We start from the raw sequence: 9,130 nt of genomic DNA, 5'->3' as shown, positions 1-9,130 counted from the left end.
TATGGAGCGGACTAGTACTAATCAGTCGAGCACTTGACCAAGCAAAGGCTCAGCGGTTTTTTGCGAGAGATTATATTTAGTTTTGAGTGTAAAAGCTCAAAAGAGTACGGTGGCGAAAGCGAGAAGGATACACCTGTTCCCATGCCGAACACAGAAGTTAAGCTTCTCCACGCCGAAAGTAGTTGGTGGGAAACTGCCTGCGAGGATAGGAAGTTGCCGTGCTCAGACCTGGAGGATTAGCTCAGCTGGGAGAGCATCTGCCTTACAAGCAGGAGGTCACAGGTTCGAACCCTGTATCCTCCATCTGAGTCGTTAGCTCAGTTGGTAGAGCATCTGACTTTTAATCAGAGGGTCGGCAGTTCGAGACTGCCACGACTCATTGACCCTATTTTTTAATATGCGGGTGTGGCGGAATTGGCAGACGCGCTAGATTTAGGTTCTAGTGTTTTCGGACGTGTGGGTTCAAGTCCCACCACCCGTATCTCGCCAATTACGGTAGAGCAAAGCCGATTTAGCTCAGTTGGTAGAGCATCTGTCTTGTAAACAGGGGGTCGAAGGTTCGAATCCTTTAATCGGCATTACAATTAAATATTTATGCGGAAGTAGTTCAGTGGTAGAACATCACCTTGCCATGGTGGGGGTCGCGGGTTCGAATCCCGTCTTCCGCTTATCATTATCATGCCGGGGTGGCGGAACTGGCAGACGCACGGGACTTAAAATCCCGCGGTTGGTGACAACCGTACCGGTTCGATTCCGGTCCTCGGCATATAATGATGCACCCTTAGCGCAACTGGATAGAGTGTCTGACTACGAATCAGAAGGTTGAAGGTTCAAATCCTTCAGGGTGCACATTTCGGGAAGTGGCTCAGTTTGGTAGAGCACCTGGTTTGGGACCAGGGGGTCGCAGGTTCGAATCCTGTCTTCCCGATTGTAACTATTGTTACATTTTGGCGGTGTAGCTCAGCTGGCTAGAGCGTCCGGTTCATACCCGGGAGGTCGAGGGTTCGATCCCCCCCGCCGCTATACTTGGACCTTTAGCTCAGTTGGTTAGAGCAGACGGCTCATAACCGTCGGGTCGTAGGTTCGAGTCCTACAAGGTCCATTTTGGACTTTATTTTTTTATTATAATCGCGGGATGGAGCAGTCTGGTAGCTCGTCGGGCTCATAACCCGAAGGTCATAGGTTCAAATCCTGTTCCCGCAATATGGTCCCTTGGTGTAGGGGTTATCACGCCTCCCTGTCACGGAGGAGATCACCGGTCCGAATCCGGTAGGGACCGTAAAATGGCTCGGTAGCTCAGTTGGTAGAGCAAAGGATTGAAGCTCCTTGTGTCGGCGGTTCGATTCCGTCCCGCGCCATTCTTTGTTTATTTATGCGGGTATAGTTTAGTGGTAAAACGAAAGCCTTCCAAGCTTTAGTCGCGAGTCCGATTCTCGTTACCCGCTTAATGGGCCTATAGCTCAGCTGGTTTAGAGCGCACGCCTGATAAGCGTGAGGTCGATGGTTCAAGTCCATTTAGGCCCATTGGAGACTTACTCAAGTGGCTGAAGAGGCGCCCCTGCTAAGGGTGTAGGTCGGTTTATACCGGCGCGAGGGTTCGAATCTCTCAGTCTCCGTATATACCTTTAGGAATGCTGATATAAAAGCATTCTTTTTATTTCCCACCGAATATCCACCGAAATAAGATAAAAAACACTCATATGAGTGTTTTTTTGTTTTTAATATGATAATCTTCCCTCAATTTTTATTTAACAAAAATCAATATTTGGCATGTATATATGAAAACTAGCATTCATTCTTTTTGTAAGTACTATAATACTTGTGGGCATTTAAATTCTAAAACTTGCAGGTATATTGAGTTTAAGTAGAAATACAAAATAATCAAAAAAATAAATAAAATGCTTGCAATAATTATCTCTATTTAGTATTATTTATATTGCTGATGAGAGAGGTTAAAAAGATTGAAAAAGTTCTTGACAATCATTTCGAACTTCTGTATTATAAATAATTGCGTTAGCACTTAAAAATACGACCCGTTGGTCAAGTGGTTAAGACACCGCCCTTTCACGGCGGTAACATGAGTTCAAATCTCGTACGGGTCATTCCTGATATCAGGATTAAAATGGAGGATTACCCAAGTCCGGCTGAAGGGAACGGTCTTGAAAACCGTCAGGCGGGTTCTGCCCGCGCGTGGGTTCGAATCCCACATCCTCCTTATATAATCGCGGGATGGAGCAGTTTGGTAGCTCGTCGGGCTCATAACCCGAAGGTCATAGGTTCAAATCCTGTTCCCGCAATATGGTCCCTTGGTGTAGGGGTTATCACGCCTCCCTGTCACGGAGGAGATCACCGGTCCGAATCCGGTAGGGACCGTAAATGGCTCGATAGCTCAGTTGGTAGAGCAAAGGATTGAAGCTCCTTGTGTCGGCGGTTCGATTCCGTCTCGCGCCATTCTGGAGGCCTAGCGAAGTGGCTAAACGCGGCGGTCTGTAAAACCGCTCTCTCTGAGTTCGGTGGTTCGAATCCACTGGCCTCCATTTAAATAGGGATATCGTATAAAGGTAGTACATCGGTCTCCAAAACCGCTAGTGTGGGTTCAATTCCTACTATCCCTGTTTTAATATTTTACGGCGGAATTGGTGAAGCGGTTAACACACCGGTTTGTGGATCCGGCATGCGTGGGTTCGATCCCCACATTCCGCCCTAACATTGGGATTCAGCCCTTGATGGCAGTAACTTTTATAGTTATAATCCCAATTTTTTTATATCAGAATTTGGCGGTGTAGCCAAGTGGTAAGGCACGGGTCTGCAAAACCTTGATCACCGGTTCAAATCCGGTCACCGCCTTTGCCTGAATATTCTGACTTGTATTATTAATATGGCGGTGTGGCGGAATTGGCAGACGCGCCAGACTCAAAATCTGGTGTCCCCTGGGACGTATCGGTTCGACCCCGATCACCGCTATAGTTATTCAGACATTCTGGCGAAAAAGACGTGAGTAAGATTTTACTCACGTCTTTTTTTGTATCAAATTGCATGTAGACACTAACATCTTTATAATATCTCTATATGGAGGTTTTTTATGAATATTGGTCTTTTTACAGATACTTATTTTCCACAAATATCAGGCGTAGCTACTTCAATTCAAACATTAAAAAATGCTTTAGAGGATCGCGGACATTCAGTATTTATTTTTACTACTACTGATCCTCATTTACCCAAGGGAGCAATAGAACCCAATGTGTTTCGAGTAGCAAGTGTTCCTTTTGTATCTTTCACCGATAGAAGAATTGCTTTTAGAGGCGTTTTTCAGGCTACTAAGATCGCAAAAGAAGTGCAGTTAGATATTGTTCATACCCAAACTGAATTCTCAATGGGAATGATTGGAAAATATGTTGCTAAATCTTTGAATATACCCGCTATTCATACTTACCATACTAATTATGAAGATTATTTACATTATGTGCTAAATGGCCATCTTTTGAAGCCATATCATGTAAAACAATTTATTAAGGCTTATTTGCATAGTATGCAAGGCGTTATTGCTCCCAGTGAACAAACAGAGAAAACCTTAAAGGGTTATGGAGTTAAAACACCAATGAGAATAATTTCTACTGGAGTGGATTTAAATAGCATCAATGAAAATCCAAAAAGAAATGTAAGACAAGATCTAGGCTTGTCAGAAGATGATATTATTCTCTTAACTCTAAGTCGAGTAGCACCAGAAAAAAAGATAGATCAATTGATTGAAAGTATGCCTCAAATTATCAAAAAAATTCCTCAAGTAAAATTAGTGATTGCTGGTGATGGACCTGCTATGGAGGACTTAAAATCCTTGACTAGGGAGTTAAATTTGACTCATCAAGTTATTTTTAGTGGCAATGTCGAACATAGTGATGTAGGAAACTATTATCGGATGGCCAACTTATTTGTATCTGCTAGTGATACAGAAACACAGGGATTAACCTATATTGAAGCTTTAGCAGCTGGAACACCGTGTGTAGTTTTTAAAACTGATTATACTGAAGAAATATTTGATAAGCCTGAATTGGGAAGAATATTTAAAACTCAGGATGAAATGAGGAGAGAAATTATCGAGCTTTTAAATAAAAAAGAGTTTTCAATTCCACAAGATGTTCTTGATAAGACCTTGAATAAAGTCACTGCAGCTTCATTTGGTGAAAATGTTGAGAAATTTTATGAAGATGCAATTAACGATTTAAAGACAAATGAGGTAAAAAATGATAAGAATTAATATGTTTTCTGAAGCCGATTCAGTAAAAGGGCAAGGTGTTGGCTCTGCTTATAATGAATTAATGCGCTTAATGAGAAGAGAATTAGTAGATGATTTTTATGTAACTGTAAATAGATATGGTAAAAGTGATTTAACACATTATCATACAATTAACCCGACTTATTTTGCTAATAGTTTTTCTCCTAGTCGTGGTAGAAAAATTGGTTATGTTCACTTTCTTCCTGAAACATTAGAAGGATCAATTAAATTACCTAATTTTGCCAAAAAAGTTTTTTATAAATATGTAATTGATTTTTATGATCGCATGGATCAAATTGTAGTTGTTAATCCAATGTTTATTGATAAACTTGCCAATTATGGAATTGATCCAGAAAAGGTGAAATATATTCCAAATTTTGTCTCTAAAGAGGAATTTTACGAACAGACTCAAGAAGAAAAGAATGCTTTTAGAAATAAATTAGGAATTCCCCTAAATAAATTTGTTGTATTTGGAGATGGACAAGTTCAAGAAAGAAAAGGAGTAGCTGATTTTGCTAAATTGGCTCAAGCCAATCCTGATATTCAATTTATCTGGGCAGGTGGCTTTTCGTTTGGAATGATCACAGATGGATACGATCGCCTTAAAGAATTAGTCAATAATCCACCAAAGAATTTAAAATTTACTGGAATTGTTGATCGAAATGAGTTAGTTAATTATTTAAATATTGCTGATCTTTTTTTACTTCCCTCATATGATGAATTATTTCCAATGTCTGTTTTAGAAGCTTTTTCATCTAATACACCAGTATTACTTCGCGATTTAGAGTTATATAAGGCAATAATTGATGGATATTATGTACAAGGACGAGGTTTTGCTGAGTTAAATGCTCAAATTAAAAATTTGTCAAAGCATCCAGAACTATTAGCAAAATATAAATTACTTTCTAAAAAAGCTAGTGAACAATATTCTGAAGAAAATTTAGCAAAAATTTGGCATGAATTTTATATGTCACAATATGAAATTGGAAAAAAATTAGGACAAATTAAATAATGAATAAAAAACATTTAGTGGGCGTATTAATTGTATTAGCCATTAGTGGAGCAGTACTTTATCATGATTTAAAAACTATCAATATTCATCAATTAATTACTGCAGCTAAAAATATAAATGTCTTCTTTTTCTTGCTAGTTTTGGGAGCTATGCTATTATCGTATGTTTTTGAGGCTAGTATTATTGCCGTTTTAGAGCATCAAAAGAATGAACCCAAACGTTCAAAATGGTCATTTTTTAGAATTCCTTTGATACAGGCACTATTTAATGCAATTACACCAATGTCGACTGGAGGACAACCTTCTCAGTTAGTAGCAATGATTCAAATGGGAATCGAAGGTGGTAGAGCAACTTCGATTTTGCTAATGAAGTTTATCATTTATCAAATTTGTGTACTCTTTGCTTATGTTTCTACAATTGCTTTTGGATTTCATTTGGTTATAGATAAATTTAAAGGATTAGCACTGTTTATCTTAATAGGATTTATAATTCATATATCTTCTATCATTTTCTTACTGGCAATTATGTTTGCGTATTCTTGGACAAAGAAGGCTACTTTGTGGATCATGCGTTTATTAGAAAAGTTTTTTAAGAAGGATACTGTAAACAAATGGCGTAAAAGTACAATGAATCAAATTGATTCTTTTTATAATGAAGGTCAAAATTTAAAGCGTGAAAAAAAGAAACTTATTGGTGCTACAGCGTTAACTATCGGTCAATTGCTATGTTTTTATTCAATTCCATATTTAATTTTGTTGGCATTGAATATCTCAACATCTTGGGTTGACGTAACGCAAATGAATATCATGATAATTATGTTTATGGCGATTATTCCTATTCCAGGGGCTTCAGGTGGTGCAGAATTTAGTTTTCAAACATTATTTTCTACATTTATTAACTCCAACATTTTATTAGTTTTAGGAATGTTTCTATGGCGCTTTACAACATACTTCTTTGGAATGATTCTAGGAATATTTGGTTGGATGTTTAAACCGAAAAAAGTAAAAGCATAATTATCTGTAAAATTTATCAAATATACGTTCTTTTTTACTAAGATTAGTAGTACTATCAAAAAAGAGTAATTTTGAGGGAGGAAATTATGGCTCACCTTAAATCCTTATATAACTGGCTTTTTAAAACTAAATTAGGATTTTTTAGTTTTGTTGTCGTTCTTTTTTGGATAAAAACATATTTAATTTATAAGACGAAGTTTAATTTGGGCGTAGTAGGCCCGATGCAAGAATTTTTACTTTTATTTAATCCTTTACCAGCTGCAATTTTACTTATTGGAATTGGACTATTTTTTAAAGGAAGAAAATCATATTGGATAATGGTTATTATCGATTTTCTATTATCTTTATGGTTATTTTCTAATATTTTATATTATCGAGAGTTCTCTGATTTTCTATCGATGTCAATTATAAAAACATCCGGTTCAACTTCAGATAACTTGGGGAAAAGTATCGTGGGTATAACACATGGTACTGATTTTTTATGTTTTATTGACGTAATTATTATTATCATTTTAATTGTATTTAAGGTATTTAAAATTGATGTTAAAAGATTAAAATTTAGAATACCTGCTTTAATTGAAGTACTTGCAATTAGTTTATTGGGTTTGAATTTAACAATGGCCCAGTCTGATCGTTCAGGACTCTTAACTCGTACTTTTGATAACAATTATATTGTTAAATATTTGGGGATGAATGCTTTTGCAGTATATGATGGGGTAAAAACAGCTCAGACTGAATCTGTCATGGCCAAGGCTAATCATAATGATTTAAAAGCAGTTCAAAATTATCTTAAGAAAAATTATATTGCCCCTAATCCTGCATATTATGGTGTAGCAAAAGGAAAAAATGTTTTAGTAATTCACCTAGAGAGTTTTCAACAGTTTTTAATTGATTATAAATATAAAGGTAAAGAGGTTACACCTAACTTAAATAAGATTTATCATGCAAATGATACGATTAGTTTCGATAATTTTTTCAATCAAGTAGGTCAAGGTAAGACATCTGATGCAGAAATGATGATTGAAAATTCTTTGTTTGGACTTCAATCTGGCTCTGCAATGTCAAGTTATGGAACAACAAATACATTTCAGTCTGCGCCAGCCATTCTAGGACAACAAGCGGGTTATACTAGTGCAGTAATGCATGGAGGTGCCGGATCTTTTTGGAATAGAGATAATGCTTATAAATCATTTGGCTATGATTATTTTATGCCATTAAGTTACTATACAAATAAAAAGGGTTATTATAATGGGTATGGAATAAAAGATAAAATCTTTTTTGATCAATCTGTGAAGTATATTGAACATTTACCTCAACCGTTTTATTTAAAAATGATTACTGTTACCAATCACTATCCCTATGATTTAAATAAAGAAGATACTACCATTGGAAAAACTAAAACAGGTGATGAGACAGTTGATGGATATATTCAAACAGCACACTATTTAGACGAAGCCATTGGTGAATTAATGACTTATCTTCAAAAAACAGGTTTAGATAAGAATACATTAATTATGCTTTATGGTGATCATTACGGAATATCTGGTAACCACCATAAGGCTTCAGCAGAATTATTAGGTGAAACTAATTTTAATGACTTTGATAATTTGCAATTCCAGCGTGTCCCATTAATGTTCCATATGCCTGGCTTAAAGGGTGGAATAAATCATACCTATGGTGGAGAAATTGATGTTCGACCGACTTTATTCAACTTGTTAGGCGTAGACGACAAAAATTATATTCAATTTGGTCATAGTCTTCTCGCCAAAAATGCTCCGCAAATTGTTGCCCAGAGAAATGGAGATTTTATTACACCTGAATATAGTAGAGTAGAAGGAACTTATTATTACACTAAGACTGGTAAGAGAATTAGACATCCTAATAAAGCAGTCCGTGAGCAACTTGCTTCAATTTCTAATACTGTTACTAGTGAATTATCACTATCTGATAGAGTGATAACTGGAGATTTACTCAGATTCTATACTCCACCTGATTTTGAACCGGTTAAAAAGAAAAATTATTCATATAAAAAGAAAGAATCACTTAGAAAACTTAAGAAAGAAGAACGAAAGAAGAAAAATAGTTTATATTATCAAAATGGAAAAAAATCCACAAAAGATGATTTTAAAACTGATGCTCCTGAATTGAAATAAGATAAGAAAAACAAAAGTTTAAAACTTTTGTTTTTTTTATTGATTAAAAAAGGAAAAGGGTCTTGTCAAGATCTCACTAGCTGTGTATAATAATAAACTGTTGTTACGAAAGTAATAACAAAATAGATAAAATTAATGCTTGACATTAAGAAGATATCTATAGTATAATTAATAAGCTTCGCTGGTCGAAGCAAGCAAAAATGTTTTAAAAAAAATGGAAAAAGTTCTTGACAAAATTATTACATTTTTGTTACAATTATAAAGCACTAATTCAACTGCAAGCTTTAAATTTCTTTTGAAAAATAATTCAAAAAAAGTTCTTGCATAATGAAAATATGTGTGTTATAATTATTAAGCTGACTTAGTCAGCTGGTAGTACCTTGAAAACTGAACAAAGTTTCGCTGAAAAGTGTGCGGGGTTTTTAACCCCAATCAATAAGCGAAGTCAATTCGCAAGCAATAAATTTGTGATAACAAATCAAAAAAATATCATGAGCTATTTCAAGCTCATTTCTTATGGGAAATGAGAGTTTGATCCTGGCTCAGGACGAACGCTGGCGGCGTGCCTAATACATGCAAGTCGAGCGAGCTTGCCTGGATGATTTTGGTGCTTGCACCAAATGAAACCAGATACAAGGGAGCGGCGGACGGGTGAGTAACACGTGGGTAACCTGCCCAA

Annotated in this window: 4 protein-coding genes, 26 tRNA genes and 2 rRNA genes; all 32 read left to right on the top strand. The window is 36.3% G+C overall.

The window, feature by feature from the left end:
- Window positions 1-105: 105 nt before the first annotated feature.
- Window positions 106-222 (top strand): 5S ribosomal RNA (gene rrf / locus LrDSM24759_RS07330).
- A gap of 8 nt (window positions 223-230) precedes the next feature.
- Window positions 231-303: transfer RNA gene (locus LrDSM24759_RS07325), tRNA-Val, on the top strand.
- Window positions 304-306: 3 nt separating this feature from the next.
- Window positions 307-379 (top strand) — tRNA-Lys (locus LrDSM24759_RS07320).
- 20 nt (window positions 380-399) lie between these two features.
- Window positions 400-481, top strand: a tRNA-Leu gene (locus LrDSM24759_RS07315).
- Window positions 482-505: 24 nt separating this feature from the next.
- Window positions 506-578, top strand: a tRNA-Thr gene (locus LrDSM24759_RS07310).
- Window positions 579-596: 18 nt separating this feature from the next.
- Window positions 597-668, top strand: a tRNA-Gly gene (locus LrDSM24759_RS07305).
- A gap of 12 nt (window positions 669-680) precedes the next feature.
- Window positions 681-766: transfer RNA gene (locus LrDSM24759_RS07300), tRNA-Leu, on the top strand.
- Window positions 767-775: 9 nt separating this feature from the next.
- Window positions 776-849, top strand: a tRNA-Arg gene (locus tag LrDSM24759_RS07295).
- Between the two features lie 5 nt (window positions 850-854).
- A tRNA-Pro gene (locus LrDSM24759_RS07290) sits at window positions 855-928 on the top strand.
- A 21-nt stretch (window positions 929-949) separates the two neighbouring features.
- Window positions 950-1,023, top strand: a tRNA-Met gene (locus LrDSM24759_RS07285).
- Between the two features lie 5 nt (window positions 1,024-1,028).
- Window positions 1,029-1,102 (top strand) — tRNA-Ile (locus LrDSM24759_RS07280).
- Window positions 1,103-1,129: 27 nt separating this feature from the next.
- Window positions 1,130-1,203 (top strand) — tRNA-Met (locus LrDSM24759_RS07275).
- A 3-nt stretch (window positions 1,204-1,206) separates the two neighbouring features.
- A tRNA-Asp gene (locus LrDSM24759_RS07270) sits at window positions 1,207-1,279 on the top strand.
- Window positions 1,280-1,285: 6 nt separating this feature from the next.
- Window positions 1,286-1,358, top strand: a tRNA-Phe gene (locus tag LrDSM24759_RS07265).
- Between the two features lie 16 nt (window positions 1,359-1,374).
- A tRNA-Gly gene (locus LrDSM24759_RS07260) sits at window positions 1,375-1,445 on the top strand.
- A 4-nt stretch (window positions 1,446-1,449) separates the two neighbouring features.
- A tRNA-Ile gene (locus LrDSM24759_RS07255) sits at window positions 1,450-1,524 on the top strand.
- 2 nt (window positions 1,525-1,526) lie between these two features.
- Window positions 1,527-1,616: transfer RNA gene (locus LrDSM24759_RS07250), tRNA-Ser, on the top strand.
- Between the two features lie 414 nt (window positions 1,617-2,030).
- Window positions 2,031-2,102: transfer RNA gene (locus tag LrDSM24759_RS07245), tRNA-Glu, on the top strand.
- A gap of 22 nt (window positions 2,103-2,124) precedes the next feature.
- Window positions 2,125-2,215, top strand: a tRNA-Ser gene (locus LrDSM24759_RS07240).
- Window positions 2,216-2,223: 8 nt separating this feature from the next.
- Window positions 2,224-2,297 (top strand) — tRNA-Met (locus LrDSM24759_RS07235).
- 3 nt (window positions 2,298-2,300) lie between these two features.
- Window positions 2,301-2,373 (top strand) — tRNA-Asp (locus LrDSM24759_RS07230).
- A gap of 5 nt (window positions 2,374-2,378) precedes the next feature.
- Window positions 2,379-2,451, top strand: a tRNA-Phe gene (locus LrDSM24759_RS07225).
- Between the two features lie 4 nt (window positions 2,452-2,455).
- Window positions 2,456-2,537 (top strand) — tRNA-Tyr (locus LrDSM24759_RS07220).
- A 7-nt stretch (window positions 2,538-2,544) separates the two neighbouring features.
- A tRNA-Trp gene (locus LrDSM24759_RS07215) sits at window positions 2,545-2,615 on the top strand.
- 15 nt (window positions 2,616-2,630) lie between these two features.
- A tRNA-His gene (locus LrDSM24759_RS07210) sits at window positions 2,631-2,703 on the top strand.
- Between the two features lie 73 nt (window positions 2,704-2,776).
- Window positions 2,777-2,847 (top strand) — tRNA-Cys (locus tag LrDSM24759_RS07205).
- A gap of 33 nt (window positions 2,848-2,880) precedes the next feature.
- A tRNA-Leu gene (locus tag LrDSM24759_RS07200) sits at window positions 2,881-2,964 on the top strand.
- Window positions 2,965-3,082: 118 nt separating this feature from the next.
- Window positions 3,083-4,255 (top strand): glycosyltransferase family 4 protein, encoded by a 1,173-nt coding sequence (locus LrDSM24759_RS07195; RefSeq protein WP_117118815.1) that lies wholly within the window; start codon window positions 3,083-3,085, stop codon window positions 4,253-4,255.
- Window positions 4,242-5,285, top strand: coding sequence for a glycosyltransferase family 4 protein (locus tag LrDSM24759_RS07190; protein WP_117118814.1), 1,044 nt, complete (start codon window positions 4,242-4,244; stop codon window positions 5,283-5,285). Before LrDSM24759_RS07195 ends, LrDSM24759_RS07190 begins: the two co-directional genes overlap by 14 nt.
- The gene (locus tag LrDSM24759_RS07185; RefSeq protein ID WP_117118813.1) at window positions 5,285-6,298 is read left to right on the top strand and encodes a lysylphosphatidylglycerol synthase transmembrane domain-containing protein; all 1,014 of its coding nucleotides are present in this window, start codon (window positions 5,285-5,287) and stop codon (window positions 6,296-6,298) included. The genes LrDSM24759_RS07190 and LrDSM24759_RS07185 overlap by 1 nt, the downstream gene beginning before the upstream one ends.
- Window positions 6,299-6,384: 86 nt before the next feature.
- Entirely contained in the window at window positions 6,385-8,451 is a 2,067-nt protein-coding gene (locus LrDSM24759_RS07180) for an LTA synthase family protein (protein WP_117118812.1), read from the top strand.
- Window positions 8,452-8,970: 519 nt separating this feature from the next.
- Window positions 8,971-9,130 (top strand): 16S ribosomal RNA (locus tag LrDSM24759_RS07175); the annotation flags it as partial.

This window comes from Lactobacillus rodentium (assembly GCF_003423665.1).
Lineage (GTDB): Bacteria > Bacillota > Bacilli > Lactobacillales > Lactobacillaceae > Lactobacillus > Lactobacillus rodentium.
The sequence above is the reverse complement of the archived record's forward strand: the minus strand, read 5'-3'. Positions and strand labels throughout refer to the sequence as shown.